The sequence below is a fragment of the Microbacterium sp. CCNWLW41 genome, from assembly GCF_037083505.1.
Map to the genome: position 1 here is coordinate 525958 of NZ_JBAOJP010000002.1, position 16563 is coordinate 542520.

A 16563-nucleotide genomic window follows, 5' to 3' on the forward strand; every position below is an offset into this window, starting at 1 on the left:
GAGCGAGGAGCGCAGCGACGAGTCGAAACGGGGCGTCGGGGGCGTCGGGCGTTTCGTCTCGCTGCGCTCGCTCAACGACCGGCGCGCTCGCGCACGGGGAGCAGCAGCAGGAGGCCGATGAGCAGGACGAGGACGATCCCGAGGATGCCGAAGGCGGTCGCCCCGGTCAGCACGATCAGGACGGTCCACGCGCCCGAGGCCATCCAGCTGGCGGCGCGGCCGGTCGTGGCGTACAGCCCGAAGATCTCGCCCTCGCGTCCCGCCGGGGTGACGCGTGCGAGGAAGGAGCGTGCGGCCGCTTGGGCGGGACCCACGAAGGCGCAGAGGATCAGGCCCCCGATCCAGAACACCGTCTTCCCGGAGTCCACGAGGAAGAACACGGCGAGACCCGCGACGACCATGGCCGTCAGGGCGGTGAGGATGACGCGTTTGGGGCCGAACCGGTCGTCGAAGCGCCCGGCGACGATGGTGGAGACCCCTGCGATGAGGTTCGCGGCGACCCCGAAGATCACGAGCTCCATGAATCCGAACTGGAAGATCGTGCTCGCGATCACGGCGCCGAACGTGAACACGCCGCCGAGCCCGTCGCGGAAGACGGCGCTGGAGAGCAGGAACCAGAAGGTCGGCCGGGTCTCGGGGTTCCGGTAGAGGCCGGCGACGTCCTTCGCCAGCAGGCCGTACGAGGCGAGGAACCCCACCTTCCGCTCCGGCCGGCCCAGCGACGGCTCGGGCACGTGGAGGAAGATCGGGATCGAGAAGACGATGGCCCAGACCGCGCATCCCACGGCGATGAGACGGAACGGGAGCCCGCCGTCGTCAGGGAGCCCGAACCAGTCCGCGCTGTAGAACACGATGACCAGGACGAGCGCGACGATCCCGCCGAGGTAGCCGAAGCCCCAGCCGAGGCCGGACACCCGCCCGACGGTGCGAGGCGTGGCGATCCCGATGAGCATCGCGTTGGAGTTGACCGCCGCGATCTCCCCGAACACGGCGCCGGCGGAGATGAGGGCGACTCCCAGCCAGAACAGGGACGGCGTCGGCTCGACGAACCACAGCCCGAACATGCAGGCGACGAGCGCTCCCGTCCCGATCCCGAGCCAGAGCTTCTGGCGTCCCGCCGCGTCCGCCCGCTGGCCGAGCACCGGCGCGAGCACGAGGATCGCGAGGCCGGCGATGGTCGACCCGAGGCCCAGGCCGCTGGTCAGACCCGCGATCGCGGACTCCTTGACCGGGTCGTCGGCGTTCAGCGCCGCGATCTCCGGCGGCAGGAACGCGTCCGTCGTGAGGTAGAGCGCCGTGAAGATGAACGTGAGGATGACCGTGTTGAAGGGCTGGGTGGCCCAATCCCACAGCGCCCAGGAGTAGATCTGCTTCTTCGACGCGGGCTCCTCGCCGCGCAGCTCCAGGCCGATGACGCCGACGGCGCCGCTGTCGGCGGTGGCCGGCGGTCGGTCGGCGGGGCGTCGGGCGGCCGGATCCTCGGGCGTGCTCATGGACGAAGTCTGTCCTCGCCGGGTGAACGCCCGGTAGCGGCGCGCCGCAGGCGATCCTCGCTCACGCCGCGGGGGCGGCGGGCGTCTCGGCCACGGCGGGCTCGCCGTCCTGCCAGCGCGGCGAGGGCAGATGCAGCAGGATCAGCCCGATGCCGGCGAGCGTCGCGTTGCGGAACGCCGGGTCCAGGCCGTTCCAGGCCTGCGACCGCCACATCTGGAACCACTCGCCGCCCATCGCGATGAATCCGCCGACGAACAGCAGCACGATCATCACCCCGCCGATCGTCGCCCAGCGCCGGGCGGCGCCGTAGCCGTGACCGAGGAAACCGCGCACGAAGAACACCACCGAGACGATCAGCGCGACGGCGGCCAGCGACTCCCAGACGATGATCCCGACGTAGCCGATGTTCCACACGACCGGGCTCGAGATCGCCCGCCACATGACGTCCGGATCCAGGCCGGTTCCGGCCTGCTGGCCGAAGTTGGTCGTGTCCATGGACAGCACGTGCTGGACGAACGCGAAGTTCGTCTCGTAGTCGGTGACGTTGCCGAGCGCCACCAGGAAGATGTACAGGCCGTTCACGAGGGCGAAGGCGGCGGCCGCGAACGGCAGGGTGCCGATGACGTGCCAGCGCGGCGCCGGGGCGGGGGATGCGGTCATGCCTGCACCGTAGCGCCGTTGCGGCCCGGGGAACAGAGGCTCGGGAGGGAACCTCGGCGCCGCGGCGGCCACCCCATCCGATGACGCGAGGCGGGGCGAGGTCAGTCGGCCTTCGGGGTCCCGTCCGCCGCGGAGTTCTCCACAGGGCGGTTCGGGTCGACGACGCGGACCGTGCCGGTCGGGACGATCGGCACCTCCTGGCCCTCGGCGTCGATGATCTTCCCGTCCACGACGGAGTCGCCGTCCTCCAAGGCGTCGAGGAGCTCCTCGGGCACCGACCGGCTCGCCGCGGCGACGAAGACGCTGCGGTCGCCCTTCGTGTTCGAGCGGCGCACGAGGTGGTTGAACACGAGGTTCAGCAGGATCGCCATGATCGTCGTCGAGCTGATGGCCGAGTGGAAGATGACCGTGAACCACGACGGGAACCCGTCGTAGATGCTCGGCTGCACGAGCGGGAGCAGGCCGAAGCCGAGCGAGACGGCGACGGTGATGAGGTTGAGGTTGTTCTTGTAGTCGACCTTCGAGAGGGTCGCGATGCCGCTCGCGGCCACGGTCCCGAATAGGACGATGCCCACGCCTCCGAGCACGGGGGTCGGGATGGCGGCGACCACGCGGCCGAGGACGGGCAGCACGCCGAGGACCACGAGGATCACGCCGCCGGCGGCGACGACGAAGCGGCTCTTCACGCCGGTGATGGCGACGAGGCCGACGTTCTGCGCGAAGGCGCTCTGCGTGAAGGAGTTGAACACGGGGGAGACGGCGCTGGAGAGCATGTCGGCGCGCAGGCCGTTCGCGATGCGCTTCGAGTCGACCTTGGTGCCGACGACCTCGCCGACCGCCAGGATGTCGGCGGTCGTCTCGGTGAAGGTGACGAGGATCACGATGAGCATCGACACGATCGCGGCGATGTCGAAGGTCGGCAGGCCGAAGGCGAACGGCGTGGGCAGGGCGAAGACGGGGCCCTCGCCGACGGTGGAGAAGTCGGCGACGCCGATGACCGTGGCGAACAGGGTGCCCAGGGCGAGGGCGATGAGGATGCTCAGACGTGCGATCGCGGGAGTGCCGAACTTGGTCAGCAGGATCACCAGCAGCAGGGTCAGCGCGGCCAGGCCCAGGTTCGCGACCGAGCCGTAGTCCGGGGCCTCGGCGTTGCCGCCCATGGCCCACCCCGCCGCCACCGGGAGCAGGGAGAGACCGATCGAGGTGATCACCGTCCCGGTGACGACCGGGGGGAAGAACCGGATGATCAGCGCGAACGCGGGGGCTATCAGCAACCCGATCGCGGAGGCGACCAGCACGGCGCCCATCACCGCCTGGATCCCGCCGTCCCCCTGGATCGCGAGCATGGTGGCGACGCCCGAGAACGACACGCCCTGCACGAGCGGCAGCTTGGAGCCGAAGAACGGCACGCCGATGGTCTGCAGGATGGTGGCCAGCCCGCCGATGAAGAGCGAGCACGCGATGAGGGTGCCGATCTCCGCCTGGGAGAGCCCACCGGCCTGTCCGACCACGAGCGGCGGGGCGATGATCCCCCCGTACATGGTCAGCACGTGCTGCAGGCCGTAGGCGAAGCTCGGGCCGATGCCGAGCCGGGCGTCCTCGGGGCGGTCGGTGGGACGAGCGTGCCGCGTCTTCGTCTTGCTCATGTCTCGCGCTTCCTGATCGTCGTCGATCAATAATCCGCAGTACGGAAAAAGAGTTCCGGACTGCGACAATGCTAGGCCAGTCGTTCGGGCCGGTCAACCGTCGGTCGCCGCGCCGGCCGTCCCGCGGCGGTCTGTGCATCATCCTCCACGGTGCCGATCTGCACATCCATTCCCGATCTGCACACGTTCTCGCGTGGCGGGTGTGCAGATCGGGTGGGAGTGTGCAGATCGGGTGGGCGAGGCGGGCGCGGTAGCGTCGTGCCATGTCGGGATCACGGTCCGCGGGGCCGGTCGTGCTGCTCGAGGGGGAGAGCGACCGGCTCGCCCTCGAGCAGGCCGCGCGCGTGCTGGGGCGACCGCTGGCGGGCGTCGCGCTGGACGTGCTGGGCGGGATCACCAACCTCCGCTCGCGACTGATGGCCCTGGCGGCATCGGGAGCGGAGCCGGTTCTGGGGCTCTACGACACCGCGGAGGAGAGATTCGTCGTCGGCGCGCTGGCCGCCGCCGGCCGGATGGATGCACCGGCGGCGGGAACGGTGTTCGACGCGCTCGCCGCGGTCGGATTCCACGGCTGCGCGCGGGATCTGGAAGACGAGGTGATCCGCGCGGCGGGGCCTGAGCTGGTGCTCGAGACGCTGGCCGCCCGGGGGGAACTGGCGCTGTTCCGGGTCTTCCAGGGGCAGCCGGCGCAGCGCGTGCGGTCTGTGGAGGCGCAGCTGCACCGCTTCGCCGGAACCGCCGGCGGGCGCAAGGCGCACTTCGCCGCGGATGTGATCGCGGCCCTTCCCGCCGACCGGATCCCCGCCCCGCTGCGCGCGCTGCTGGACGACCTCGCGTCCCCGCCTCGCCTCGGGGTCTCGCAGTAGCCGTTTCGTCTCGGTGCTGCGCTCCTCGCTCAACGACCGGTGGTGGCGGTTCTCGGTCGTTGAGCGAGCGAAGCGAGACGAAAAGTGGTGACCTCCGGGCGGGCGCGTTTCGTCGCGGGGGCGCGGCCTCGCTCAACGACCGAGGTCAGTGCGGGGTCGAGACGCCGACGGCGTCGTGCACCATCGCCGTGGCGGCCCGGGCTCCTGCGCCGGCCGCGATGATGAGCTGCTGCGGACCGGGCGAGGCGGCGTCTCCCGCGGCGTAGAGACCCGGGATGCTCGTGCGGCCGACGCGGTCGGTGACGAGGTGGCCTGCGGCGTCTCGATCCGGATCGATGCCGTCGAGGAACGCGAGGTCCAGCGACCACTCCGGGCGGACGAACCCGCCGTCCAGCGGCAGGACGGCCCCGCCCTCCACGACGGCGTGCACGATCCGGCCCTTCTCCGACACGAGGTCGAGGACCCGCCGCCGCTCGACGACGACGCCGATCGCCGCCAGCTCCGCCTCCTGCACGGCGTCGAGGACGTCCTCGCCGTGGGTGAACACCGTCAGATCGTCGGTCCAGCGGGCGATGAGCCGCGCTCGCACGGCCAGATCCGGCGTCCGCCCGAACAGCGCGAGGCGTCGCTGCTGCAGCTCCCACCCGTCGCACGCCGCACAGCTGAACACGCTCACGCCGTAGCAGCCGAGGAGCCCCGGGACCTCGGGCAGCGTCTCCCGCAGACCGGTCGCGAGCAGGACCGTCTGGGCACGCACGCGGGACTCCGGTTCGCGCCGGCCGACCTCGGCCTCGAACGGCGCGTGCGGATCCGTCGTCCTCCGCAGGGACAGCACGCGCCGCCGGGAGAGGATCTCGACGTCGGGATAAGCGCCGAGCTCCTCGCGGGCGAGGCGACGCAGCTCATGCGGAGGCATCCCGTCGCGGGTGAGGAAGCCGTGCGAGTTCAACGTCGCGGCGTTGCGAGGGCGGTCCGCGTCCACGACGAGGACGCGGGAGCGGGATCGGCCGAGACCCAGGGCGGCGGACAGGCCCGCGGGCCCTCCGCCGATGATCAGCGCGTCGTACGGTTCGGCGAGAGCGCCCGTGCCCGCATCTGCGACCGGTTCCGCCGCCTCGCCGCTGCCCGGGCGGGAACGGGGGATCCCGCTCCTCATCGCGCCAGGGCGCCGGCGGACGAGATGGCGACCTGCTCGTCGCGCGGGATCACCTTCACGCGTTCCCGGCGGTGCTCGTGCGTCTCCCCGAGCGCCCGCTCGTGGGCGTCCAGCGCGAGCCAGCCGTCCCAGGTCGTCACGGCGACCTCCCGGGCGACCAGGTCGTCGAGCAGATCCCCGGAGTCCGTCGGATCGGGCAGACGCCTCGCCCTCGCGTCGTCGAGGAGGTTCGCAATGGTCTCACTCGCATCCGACTTCGTGTGACCGATGAGACCGACCGGTCCGCGCTTGATCCATCCCGTCGCGTACAGACCGGGCTCGCCGTCGACCCGTCCGCCCTCGTTCGGGACGACGCCGCGGCGCTCGTCGAACGGCGCCCCCAGGACCGGGGAGCCGAAGTAGCCCACGGCCCGGTACACCGCCTGGACGGGAATCGTCCGCTCCTCGCCGGTGGCGACGGCGCCCTCCGCGCCGGGAGCGGTCCGAGCGAAACGGACGGCCTCCACCCGCTCGGCCCCGACGATCTCGAGCGGCGCATGCCAGAAGTGCAGGTGCAGGCGCCGCGGTGCTCCGCTCGGCTCCCGCGTGCGCCAGGACTGAAGCGTCCGGAGCATGATCTTGAGCTGGTTGTTCGGCGCGGCGGCCGGATCCACGCCGTCGAAGTCCTCGTCGTGCAGCACGATGTCGACGCCGGCGACCTCGCCGAGCTCGCGGAGCTCGATGGGCGTGAACTTGATGTCGGCGGGGCCGCGGCGCCCGAAGACGTGCACGTCCGTCACCGCGGACGACTCCAGCCCGGCGAGGACGGAGTCGGGCACTTCGGTGCTGCGCAGCGCGGCGGCGGGCTTGGCGAGGACGCGGGCGACGTCGAGGGCGACGTTGCCGTTCCCGATGACCGCGACGGAGGCGGCGTCGAGCGGCCAGTCGCGCGGCACGTCCGGGTGGCCGTCGTACCAGGCGACGAAGTCCGCCGCCCCGTAGGAGCCGGGAAGGTCCGCGCCGGGGACGTCGAGGACGGCGTCGCGGATCGCCCCGGTCGCGAGGATGACCGCGTGGTAGCGGGCGCGCAGCTCGTCCAGCGTGACGTCGCGGCCGACCTCGACGTTGCCGAGGAACCGGATGGAGCGTCGAGGAGCCGTCTCCGCGCGGCCCGCCGCGTCGGACGGGCGCGCGTCGAGCATCTCGTGCAGGGAGTTCACGATGCCCTTGATGCGCGGGTGGTCCGGGGCCACGCCGTAGCGGATGAGGCCGTACGGGGCGGGGAGCGACTCGATCAGGTCGATCTCGACCCGCGCGCCGGCGTCCTCGGCCTCGCGCACCGCGGCGACGGCGGTCGTGAGGATGTTCCCGGCGTAGATGCCGGCCGGGCCGGCGCCCACGATCGCGACGCGGAGAGGGGAGGGAAGGGAAGAGGTCATCGGCGCGGCGCCTTTCGCTCGGCGGAGGAGGGTCCGGGAACGGCGGCGCTGGCGCTGTCTCCAGTCTCCTCCGGAAGGGGGTGGAAAGGGAAGGGCGGCTCGTCGCGACGGACGGCCGCGAGGAGCCCGGTGTCGACGGCGAGACCGGCTTCCAGCGCCTCGGCCAGTCGTGCGACGGCGCCGGCGCGACGGGTCCGCGCCGCGGGCGGCGGTGGCGGCGTCGACGACTCGGGGGACGCTCCCGCGGAGGTGCGGGGGACGCGCAGGGCCGGCGGGGCCTCGGGGCTCAGACGCACCACGTCACCGATCACGACGACGGCGGGGCTGCGGACGCGACGGGCGGCGGCGAGCTCCACGATCGAGTCCAGGGTGCCGATGGTCACACGCTCGCCCGGTCCGTACCCGTCCTCGACGATCGCGATCGGGCAGGTGCCGCCGCGGACGCCGCGGGCGAGCACCGCCGCCGCGTGGGCGAGGGTGCCGATGCCCATGAGCAGCACGATCGTGTGGTCGCGACCGCCGGGGAGCGCGGCGATCGGATCGTGACCGCTGACGACGGTGAACGAGGTGGCCACGCCCCGGTGGGTGAGCGGGATCCCCGCCACCGCGGGCACCGAGACGGCGCTCGTCACCCCGGGCACCACGCGCACGGGAACGCCCTTCTCCTCCAGGTGCAGCTGCTCCTCGCGCCCGCGACCCAGGACGAACGGATCGCCGCCCTTCAGCCGCACCACGGCCCGGCCCTCGCCGGCGAGGCGCACGAGCAGCGCGTTGATCTCCTCCTGCGGCACGCGGTGGTGACCCGGGAGCTTCCCGACGTCGAGGACCTCCGCCGTGATCTCCACGCCCTCGGCGGCCAGTTGGTCGAGCACGGCGCGGGCGCCGAGCCGGTCGGCGACGATGACGTCCGCCTCTTGGAGGGCGCGCAGCCCGCTCCGGGTGAGCAGCCCCGCGTCGCCGGGACCGGCACCGACGAGCACGACCCCTCCGGGGACGGCGATCCGGGCGACCGCGCTCACGACGCGGCCCCCGGGGCGAGTCCGCGCCGGCGCAGCACCTGCCGCTCCCACGGGCCGAACAGGACGAGCTCGATGAGGATCCCGATGGCCAGGATCAGCAGGATCGTCGCGAGCACGCCGGGAAGGTCCGCGAGCTCGCGGGACTGCTGGAGCATCGATCCCAGGCCGAAGCCGATGGACCCGCCCACTGCGATGATCTCCGCCGCCATGAGCGAGCGCCACGAGAACGCCCAGCCCTGCTTGATGCCGGCGAGGTATCCGGGGAGCGCGGCGGGCAGCACGATCGCGGTCGCGAGCTGTGCGCGTCCGGCGCCGAGCACGACGCCGACGCGGCGCAGCTGCGGCGGCACCTGGTCGATCCCGGCGAGCAGGCCGTTGACGATCGAGGGGATCGCCCCCATGAGGATCACGAAGTACACGGTGGCGTCCGACAGTCCGAACCAGATGATCGCGGCCGGCACCCATGCCACGGAGGGGAGCACCTGCAGCCCCGAGATCAACGGTCCTGCGGCGCGGCGCAGCGGCGTCCACTCGGCGAGCAGGAGCCCGACCGGTGTGCCCACGACCACGGCGATCGCGAACCCGACGAGGCCGCGCTCCAGGCTGGTCAGGACGGCTTCCTGGAGTCGTCCGCTCTGCGCCGCGTCGCCGAACGCCCCGAGCACCTGGAGCGGGCCCGGCACGATGTCGGGCCGCGGCTGGACGATCGCCACGAAGACCTGCCATGCCGCGAGGAGCACGAGCAGGAGGACCACGGGCGGGAGGATCCGCGCGAGCCGGTCGCGACCGCGGGCGGCGGGAGCCGGGGCGGTCTGCAGCCGGTCCAGCCCGGCCTCGACGCGGGCGAGGTCGTCCGCATCGGTTCTCGCGGAGGAGGGGAGGACGGCGGCGTCGGTGTCAGTCGGCATTGCGTCGGATCTCCTTGCGCAGCTGGAGCGTGATCTCGGCGGCCAAGGCCGCGACCGCGGGGGATTCGATGCGCCGGTCCGTGGCCGCGCCGATGCGCCATTCGCCGGCGACCCGACCGGGTCGGCTGGAGAGGAGGACCACGCGCTGTCCGAGCCGGACCGCCTCATGGACGTTGTGCGTGACGAACAGGATCGTCCGCCCCGTCTCGCGCCAGACGTCGGTCAGCACCTCGTGGAGCAGGTCCCTGGTGATCGCGTCGAGCGCCGCGAACGGCTCGTCCATGAGCAGGACGTCCCGGTCCTGCGCGAGCGCGCGGGCCAGGGCGACCCGCTGACGCATCCCGCCGGACAGCTCGTGCGGACGCTTGTCGGCCGCGTCGGCGAGGTTCACGATCGACAGGAGCCGCAGCGCCTCCGCGCGGCGCTCGCCGCGCGGGACCCCGCGCAGACGCAGCGCCAGCTCGACGTTGCGCCGCGCGCTCAGCCACGGCATCAGGGCCGAGTCCTGGAACATGACCGCCGCACCGCCGGACGGCGTCCGGATCGCGCCCTGCGTCAGCGGCTCGAGACCGGCGACGAGGGCAAGCAGCGTCGACTTGCCGCAGCCGGATGCCCCCAGCAGGCACACGAACTCGCCGGGCGCGATGTCCAGGCTGATGCCGTCGAGCACGAGGGGCCCCGTGCCGTACCGCTTCGAGACCCCGTCCAGGTGGACCGCCGGAGCGGGCGCGGGTGCGGGGACGACGATGGGGGCGACGGCGTCGAAGCTCGGCGCCAGGGAGAGCCCGACGGGAGGCGCCGACGGCGGGGACCCGACCCGCGAGCCGGCGTCGGCGGTCATCCGTCGTCCCTTCCGAGTCCTGCATCCGCGACCGGATCCCGGTCGTCCGCGGTCAGCAGCCGGTTGAGGACGGTCAGATCGAACAGGCCGTCGATCGACCCCTCCTTCTGCGTGCCCGCCTCGATGCCGTTCTCGACGAGGGCCGTGAAGGCGGCGGCCTGCGGATCCGGGGAGAACGTCACGTGGTCGAGCGCCCGCTCCAGCACCGCGTCGTCCAGGGCCTTGCCGGTCGCGTCCTCCAGGGCGGCGTTCACCACCTGCGGGAGCTCCGCCGGATGGGACTCGATCCAGTCCAGCGCCGCGAGGTGGCCGCGCAGCAGATCCTCGACCGCGTCCGGGTGCTGTTCGGCGAACTCTGCCCGGACGAGCAGGACCGTCGTGGGGAACCGGCCCTCCGGCCACAGGTCCGCCTCGTCGACGAGCACGTGGGCTCCCGCATCGACCACGAGCCGCGACACCCAGGGCTCGGGGAGCCAGGCGCCGTCCAGATCGCCGCTCTGGAAGAGCGTCAGTGTCTGCGCGTTCTCCGTCGGCGTGATCCGCACGTCGCCGCCGCCCGCGGTCGTCGTCGCGAAGCCCTCGTCGCGGAGCCAGCTCCGAAGCGCCACGTCCTGCGTGTTGCCGAGCTGCGGCGAAGCGAGGGTCGTGCCCGCGAGATCCGCGGGCGCGACGATCCCGTCCCGGACGACGAGCGCGGCCCCGCCGGTCGTGGCCCCGGCGAGGATCCGCGCGGAGGAGCCGCCGGACTGGATGAAGGTGTTGATCGACGGGTTCGGGCCGATGTACGCCGCGTCGATCGCCCCGGCCGACAGCGCCTCGACGGCGGCCGGGCCCGCGTTGAAGACCTGGGTCTCGATCTCCGTGTCCCCGAGCGCGTCGTCGAACAGCCCCTCGGCCACGCCGACGAGAGCGGGCGCGTGCGTCACGTTGGCGAAGTAGCCGAGCCGGAGCGTGTCGAGCCCGGCCTCCGCGGCGTCGGCGGCGGGGGACGAGCATGCGGCCAGCATCGCCATCCCGAGTCCGAGGGTGGTGAGGGTCGCGGTCGTGCGGATGGTGCTGTTCACAGTCGCCTCCTTCGCGGCGTCGGGGTTGTCAGCGGGGATCGGATCCGACGACGGTCGCGGCGGCGAGCGTCGCGCCGTCGACCGGGTGGATGAGCAGGAGGGCGCCGCCCTCGCGGTTCTCGCGGTACGGCTCCACGGGCAGGGCGGCGGCGAACCGGAGGCGGACGCGGCCGATGTCGTTCACGCCGAGCGCGGCCGCCGGGGTCGCCGCGAGGGTGTCCAGGTCGCGCTGAGACCGGACCTCCGACACCACGGCCTGCACCGTCGTCGTGCCGTGCTTGGCGAGGAGTCGGTCTCCCGGGCGGATCGGGCGGTCGTCGAGGACGAACACCTCGGCCTCGGCCTCGCGGGCGCCGGCCGGGACGCTCCCGTGCGCGGCGATGAGCGCGCCCCGGGCGACGTCGACCTCGTCGGCCAGCGTCACGACGACCGACTGCCCCTCACGGGCGACGGGCGCCGCGGAACCGGCGACGAGCACCTCCGTCACCGTCGTCATGTGGCCGCCCGGGAACACCTGCACGCGGTCGCCCACGGTCAGCGACCCGGACGAGACCCGCCCGGCGAAACCACGGAAGTCGCGGTAGCGCTCCGCGGTCTCCGGCCCGTCGTCGAGGAGGGGGGAGAGTCCGCCCTGCGGGCGGATGACCGTCTGCACCGGAAGCCGGAAGGGGGCGCCGCCGGCCTCCGCATCGGCCTCCGACCGGGTGGGCAGGGACTCCAGCAGCTCCAGCAGGGTCGGCCCGGGGACTCCGTCCTCTCCGTACCAGGGCGTCCGATCCGACGGCTCCGCCACGTTGTCGCCCTCCAGCGCCGACACCGGCAGGACGTGCGGGCGCGACAGCCCGAGCTCCGCCGCCAGCGCGACGACCTCGCGCTCCACTGTGCGGAACCGGTCCTCGTCGAACCCGGTGAGGTCGATCTTGTTGACCGCCACGAGCACGTGCGGCACACGCAGCAGCGACACGACGGCGAGGTGTCGTCGGGTCTGCTCCACGACGCCCTTGCGCGCATCGACCAGGACGACGACGGCGTCCGCGGTGGCGGCGCCCGTGACCATGTTGCGCGTGTACTGCACGTGCCCGGGGCAGTCCGCGAGGATGAAGCCCCGCGCGCCGGTGGCGAAGTAGCGATAGGCGACGTCGATCGTGATCCCCTGCTCGCGCTCGGCCCGGAGGCCGTCCGTGAGGAGCGCGAAGTCGACGGCGCCGTGGGCGAAGCCGCGCTCCGCCGTCGTCCTGGTCACCTGTTCGAGCTGATCGGCGAGGATCGCCTTGGCGTCGTGCAGCAGGCGCCCGACCAGGGTCGACTTCCCGTCGTCCACCGACCCCGCGGTCGCGAACCGGAACAGCGTCGTCTCGGGATACGCGCCGAGGCCCGGGGTCGGGTCCGTGGGGGCGTCGTCCCTGCGCTCGGCGGTGGCGTGCGCTGCGCGCCGGCCCCGTCCGTCCCGCGGTCCCCCGCCGTCCTTCGGTCGGCTCCCGCCAGTCCCGATGCCTGCGGGTCGGCCGGGGCCGTCGCTCCGCTCAGCGGGAATCGGAGGGCCGGAGGGGGTGTCGTCGCTGCGCTCGGCGGTGGCGTGCGCTGCGCGCCGGCCCCGTCCGTCCCGCGGTCCCCCGCCGTCCTTCGGTCGGCTCCCGCCAGTCCCGATGCCTGCGGGTCGGCCGGGGCCGTCGCTCCGCTCAGCGGGAATCGGAGCAGCGGCAGGGGCGTCGTCCCTGCGCTCGGCGGCGAGCCGTGTGGGGCTGTTCGTGGTCATCAGAAGTACCCGTCCTTCTTCCGGTCCTCCATGGCGGCCTCGCTGATCCGGTCGTCGGCGCGCGTCGCGCCGCGTTCGGTGAGCGTGGAGCGGCCGACCTCCGCGACGACGGCGTCGAGATCCGCCGCGTCCGACTCCACGGCGCCCGTGCAGCTCATGTCTCCGACCGTGCGGTAGCGGACCAGGCGCCGCTCGACCGCTTCGCCCGCCCGCGGCTGCGAGAACGCGCCGACCGCCCGCCACATGCCGTCGCGGCGGAACACGTCGCGCTCGTGTGCGAGGTACAGCGGGGGAAGCGCGATCCGCTCCCGCGCGATGTAGCGCCACACGTCCAGCTCGGTCCAGTTCGAGATCGGGAACGCGCGCACGTGCTGGCCGGGCAGGTGCCGGCCGTTGTAGAGGCTCCACAGCTCCGGGCGCTGGTTGCGCGGATCCCACTGCCCGAACTCGTCGCGCAGCGACAGGATCCGCTCCTTCGCCCTGGCCTTGTCCTCGTCGCGGCGCGCTCCGCCGAAGACGGCGTCGTGGCGACCGGCCGCGATCGCGTCGAGCAGCGGCCGCGTCTGCAGCACGTTCCGGGTGCCGTCGGCGCGCTCCGCCAAGCGGCCGTCGTCGATGTACGACTGCACGTCGGCGACCTCCAGCGTGAGGCCGAGACGGGCGACGGTCTCGTCGCGGAAGCGGATCACCTCGGGGAAGTTGTGCCCCGTGTCCACGTGCAGCACCGGGAACGGGATGCGACCGGGGGCGAAGGCCCGCGCGGCGAGGTGCAGCACCACGACGGAGTCCTTGCCGCCGGAGAACAGCAGCACGGGACGCTCGAACTCGGCGACGACCTCGCGGATGACGTGGATCGCCTCCGCCTCCAGCGCGTCGAGCGCGCTCAGCGGCCTGTCGCTGCGCGTTTCGTGTCGGTCTCGCTCCGCTCGTCCTCGCTCAACGACCGGACCCCCGCTGCCGGTCGTTGAGCGAGCGGAGCGAGACGAAACGGTGTCGTTCTCGGTCGTTGAGCGAGCGGAGCGAGACGAAGCAGTGTCGTTCTCGGTCGTTGAGCGAGCGGAGCGAGACGAAACGTCGCGTCCGTCCACGGTCGTCTCGGGGGACGAGTCGATGTCGATGCTCATAGATGGAGTCCGCATTCCGTCTTGGCCAACCCGGCCCAGCGGCCCGAGCGGGGGTCGTCGCCCGGGGCGACGGGGTTTGTGCAGGGAGCGCAGCCGATCGACGGGTACCCGTTCGCCACGAGCGGGTTGACGGCCACCGCGTGCGTCTCGGCGTAGGCGAGGAGGTCGTCGAACGTCCAGCTCGCGACGGGGTTGACCTTGATCAGCCCGTTGCGCTCGTCGAAGGCGATGAGCGGCGTGGCGGTCCTCGTCGGCGCCTCCTCGCGGCGCACACCGGTGAACCACGCCTCGTACCCGCCCAACGCCCGGTGCAGCGGGGCAACCTTGCGCCGGGCGCAGCACAGCCCCGGGTCCCGGGCGAACAGATCGGTGCCGAGCTCCGCGTCCTGCTCCGCCACGGTCTGCTCCGGGTGCACGTCCACGATCCGTACGTCGAGGGTCCGGGCGACCTCGTCCCTCGTGAACCGGGTCTCGGCGAAGTGGTAGCCGGTGTCGAGGAACAGCACGTCCACGCCCGGGAGCCGCTCCGCCACGAGGTGCGGGAGCGCCGCATCCGCCATCGAGCAGGCCACGGCGGCGCTGCGGACGCCGACGTGCGCCGCGACCCAGGCGACGACCTCCGCGGGCGTCGCCTCGTCCGCCGCTCCGGTGCGGAGCTCCTCGGCACCGCGCGCGGCGAGCGCCCGCAGGTCCTCGGCATCCCGGCGCCGGGGTCGCACATCCACCCGCACGCTCACCGCAGGGCCTCCTCGTCGGCGCGGTGCGCCCAGGTCGCGAAGGACTCGCCGTCGGCGCGGTCGGCCAGATAGCGGCGGATCACGCGCTCGGCGTAGTCGGCGATGCCGTCCGCGGGCACCTTGAGCCCGCGGACCGTCCGGCCGAGACCCGCCTCCTCCCGGTCGACCCCCGCGAGACCGCCGCCGAGGTGCACCTGGTAGCCGGGCACCTGCTCTCCGTCGATCGTCACGAGCTGGCCCTTGAGGCCGATGTCGGCGACCTGGATACGGGCGCAGGAGTTGGGGCAGCCGTTCACATGCAGGGTGATCGGGCGGCCGATCTCGGGCTCCAGGGCGCCCAGACGCTCCTCCAGCGCGCGGATCGCCTCGGCGGCGTTCACCTTCGTCTCGACGATCGCCAGTTTGCAGAACTCGATGCCGGTGCACGCGATGGTCCCCCGCCGGAACAGGCTCGGGCGCGCGGAGAGCCCGAGCGCGTCGAGGCCGTCCACCAGCGACGGGACCCCCTCCTCGGGGACGTCGAGCACGAGGAGCTTCTGGTACGGGGTGGTGCGGATCCGGCCGGAGCCGTGCTGCTCCGCGAGATCGGCGAGGCCCGTCAGCGTCGTCCCGGACACCCGGCCCACGAGCGGCGCCGCGCCGACGTAGAAGCGGCCGTCCCGCTGGCGGTGCACCCCGACGTGATCCCCCTGCCCCTGCGGGCGCGGTGCCGGCGGGCCGTCGGGCAGCGGCTCATCCAGGTACTCCGTCTCCAGGACCTCGCGGAACCGCTCCGGTCCCCAGTCGGCGAGGAGGAACTTCAGCCGCGCCTTGTTGCGCAGGCGCCGATAGCCGTAGTCGCGGAAGATCTGCGTGACCCCGTGCCAGACGTCGGCGACCCGCTCCGGAGCGACGAACGCGCCCAGGCGCTCGCCGAGTCGCGGGACGGCCGCCAGCGCCCCGCCCACCCACAGGTCGTAGCCGATGCCGAGCTCGGGGTGCTCCACGGCGACGAAGCCGCAGTCGTTGATCTCGTGGACGACGTCCTGGCTCGGATGCCCCGTGATCGCGGTCTTGTACTTGCGGGGGAGGTTCGCCAGGGTCGGATCCCCGATGAAGCGATCCGCGATCTCCCGGATCTGCGGGGTCGGGTCGATCAGCTCGTCCGCCGCGATCCCGGCGACCGGCGAGCCCAGGACCACGCGCGGCACGTCCCCGCACGCCTCGGTGGTGCTGAGCCCCACCCCCTCCAGCCTCCGCCAGATCTCCGGCACGTCCTCGATCCGCACCCAGTGCAGCTGGATGTTCTGCCGGTCGGTGAGGTCCGCCGTGTCCCGCGCGTAGGCGGTGGAGATCTCGCCGATCACGCGGAGCTGCGCGGTGGTGAGCTGCCCGCCGTCGATGCGGACGCGGAGCATGAAGAACTCGTCCTCGAGCTCGTGCGGTTCGAGCTGAGCGGTGCGGCCGCCGTCGATCCCGGGCTTGCGCTGCGTGTACAGCCCCCACCAGCGGAAGCGGCCGTGCAGGTCGGTGGGGTCGATGGACGAGAAGCCGCCGGCGGCGTAGACCTCCTCGATCCGGGCGCGGACGTTGAGCCCGTCATCGGCAGCCTTGAACTCCTCGTTCGCGTTCAGGGGCTCCGTGCCGTCGACCAGCCATTGGCCGTGCGGCTTCGTGGGGACACGGGCGGTGCGGGTGCGGGCGCCGCGCACCGGGGTCGTGGTGTCGGAGGACATGCCGATCACGGTAGGAATGCGGACCCCGCGTCCGCCATCGTCCGTGACCTCCACCGACTTTCGCGGTCATTGTTCGACACGATCCAGAAATCCCGGAGGGAGGTGGGGTTCGATGGAGCGCCGCGGCGCGTGCCCGTCCCCGGTCGTTGAGCGAGCGGA

At 72.8% G+C, this 16563-nt stretch carries 14 protein-coding genes; 1 reads left to right on the forward strand and 13 read right to left on the reverse strand.

The annotated features are described in order from the left end of the window. Nucleotides 1-71: 71 nt before the first annotated feature. The 3 genes from V6R91_RS10285 to V6R91_RS10295 all read right to left on the reverse strand — a co-directional run bounded on the left by V6R91_RS10285 (nt 72) and on the right by V6R91_RS10295 (nt 3800). A complete protein-coding gene (locus V6R91_RS10285; RefSeq protein WP_336395356.1) occupies nt 72-1493 on the reverse strand; it encodes an MFS transporter in 1422 nt (473 codons plus the stop codon). 61 nt (nt 1494-1554) lie between these two features. Beyond that, nucleotides 1555-2154, reverse strand: coding sequence for a DUF2165 domain-containing protein (locus V6R91_RS10290; RefSeq protein ID WP_336395357.1), 600 nt, complete (start codon nt 2152-2154; stop codon nt 1555-1557). A 101-nt stretch (nt 2155-2255) separates the two neighbouring features. Further along, nucleotides 2256-3800: a nucleobase:cation symporter-2 family protein gene (locus V6R91_RS10295; protein WP_336395358.1), complete on the reverse strand. Its 1545-nt coding sequence runs from the start codon at nt 3798-3800 to the stop codon at nt 2256-2258. Between the two features lie 263 nt (nt 3801-4063). Here V6R91_RS10295 and V6R91_RS10300 point away from each other — a divergent pair, with 263 nt between their 5' ends. Beyond that, a complete protein-coding gene (locus tag V6R91_RS10300; protein ID WP_336395359.1) occupies nt 4064-4666 on the forward strand; it encodes an ATP-dependent endonuclease in 603 nt (200 codons plus the stop codon). Nucleotides 4667-4811: 145 nt separating this feature from the next. On the opposite strand, the gene V6R91_RS10305 is transcribed toward V6R91_RS10300, so the two are convergent. From V6R91_RS10305 to V6R91_RS10350, 10 genes are all read right to left on the reverse strand, one after another. Continuing rightward, a complete protein-coding gene (locus V6R91_RS10305) occupies nt 4812-5822 on the reverse strand; it encodes an NAD(P)/FAD-dependent oxidoreductase (protein ID WP_271060943.1) in 1011 nt (336 codons plus the stop codon). Then, complete coding sequence (locus V6R91_RS10310; protein WP_336395360.1) at nt 5819-7240, reverse strand: FAD-dependent oxidoreductase; 1422 nt, start codon at nt 7238-7240, stop codon at nt 5819-5821. Before V6R91_RS10310 ends, V6R91_RS10305 begins: the two co-directional genes overlap by 4 nt. Then, nucleotides 7237-8259 (reverse strand): uroporphyrinogen-III C-methyltransferase, encoded by a 1023-nt coding sequence (gene cobA, locus V6R91_RS10315; RefSeq protein ID WP_336395361.1) that lies wholly within the window; start codon nt 8257-8259, stop codon nt 7237-7239. The genes V6R91_RS10310 and cobA overlap by 4 nt, the downstream gene beginning before the upstream one ends. Continuing rightward, nucleotides 8256-9167: an ABC transporter permease gene (locus V6R91_RS10320; RefSeq protein ID WP_336395362.1), complete on the reverse strand. Its 912-nt coding sequence runs from the start codon at nt 9165-9167 to the stop codon at nt 8256-8258. The genes cobA and V6R91_RS10320 overlap by 4 nt, the downstream gene beginning before the upstream one ends. Then, nucleotides 9157-10008, reverse strand: coding sequence for an ABC transporter ATP-binding protein (locus V6R91_RS10325; protein ID WP_336395363.1), 852 nt, complete (start codon nt 10006-10008; stop codon nt 9157-9159). Before V6R91_RS10325 ends, V6R91_RS10320 begins: the two co-directional genes overlap by 11 nt. Further along, nucleotides 10005-11072: an ABC transporter substrate-binding protein gene (locus V6R91_RS10330; RefSeq protein ID WP_271062401.1), complete on the reverse strand. Its 1068-nt coding sequence runs from the start codon at nt 11070-11072 to the stop codon at nt 10005-10007. Before V6R91_RS10330 ends, V6R91_RS10325 begins: the two co-directional genes overlap by 4 nt. 28 nt (nt 11073-11100) lie before the next feature. Next, nucleotides 11101-12420, reverse strand: a complete 1320-nt coding sequence (locus tag V6R91_RS10335) for a sulfate adenylyltransferase subunit 1 (protein WP_336395528.1) — start codon at nt 12418-12420, stop codon at nt 11101-11103. Between the two features lie 407 nt (nt 12421-12827). Then, nucleotides 12828-13715, reverse strand: a complete 888-nt coding sequence (cysD, locus tag V6R91_RS10340; RefSeq protein WP_336395529.1) for a sulfate adenylyltransferase subunit CysD — start codon at nt 13713-13715, stop codon at nt 12828-12830. A 233-nt stretch (nt 13716-13948) separates the two neighbouring features. Further along, nucleotides 13949-14689, reverse strand: coding sequence for a phosphoadenylyl-sulfate reductase (locus V6R91_RS10345; RefSeq protein ID WP_336395364.1), 741 nt, complete (start codon nt 14687-14689; stop codon nt 13949-13951). Then, nucleotides 14686-16404, reverse strand: coding sequence for a nitrite/sulfite reductase (locus V6R91_RS10350; RefSeq protein WP_336395365.1), 1719 nt, complete (start codon nt 16402-16404; stop codon nt 14686-14688). The genes V6R91_RS10345 and V6R91_RS10350 overlap by 4 nt, the downstream gene beginning before the upstream one ends. Between the last annotated feature and the right edge of the window lie 159 nt (nt 16405-16563).

What these genes read in the sequence shown, in the direction of transcription:
- V6R91_RS10305 (WP_271060943.1), bottom strand. Translation starts at nt 5,822, where the DNA reads ATGAGGAGCGGGATCCCCCGTTCCCGCCCGGGCAGCGGCGAGGCGGCG.
- V6R91_RS10285 (WP_336395356.1), bottom strand. Translation starts at nt 1,493, where the DNA reads ATGAGCACGCCCGAGGATCCGGCCGCCCGACGCCCCGCCGACCGACCG.
- V6R91_RS10310 (WP_336395360.1), bottom strand. Translation starts at nt 7,240, where the DNA reads ATGACCTCTTCCCTTCCCTCCCCTCTCCGCGTCGCGATCGTGGGCGCC.
- V6R91_RS10350 (WP_336395365.1), bottom strand. Translation starts at nt 16,404, where the DNA reads ATGTCCTCCGACACCACGACCCCGGTGCGCGGCGCCCGCACCCGCACC.
- V6R91_RS10325 (WP_336395363.1), bottom strand. Translation starts at nt 10,008, where the DNA reads ATGACCGCCGACGCCGGCTCGCGGGTCGGGTCCCCGCCGTCGGCGCCT.
- V6R91_RS10290 (WP_336395357.1), bottom strand. Translation starts at nt 2,154, where the DNA reads ATGACCGCATCCCCCGCCCCGGCGCCGCGCTGGCACGTCATCGGCACC.
- V6R91_RS10320 (WP_336395362.1), bottom strand. Translation starts at nt 9,167, where the DNA reads ATGCCGACTGACACCGACGCCGCCGTCCTCCCCTCCTCCGCGAGAACC.
- V6R91_RS10300 (WP_336395359.1), top strand. Translation starts at nt 4,064, where the DNA reads ATGTCGGGATCACGGTCCGCGGGGCCGGTCGTGCTGCTCGAGGGGGAG.
- V6R91_RS10295 (WP_336395358.1), bottom strand. Translation starts at nt 3,800, where the DNA reads ATGAGCAAGACGAAGACGCGGCACGCTCGTCCCACCGACCGCCCCGAG.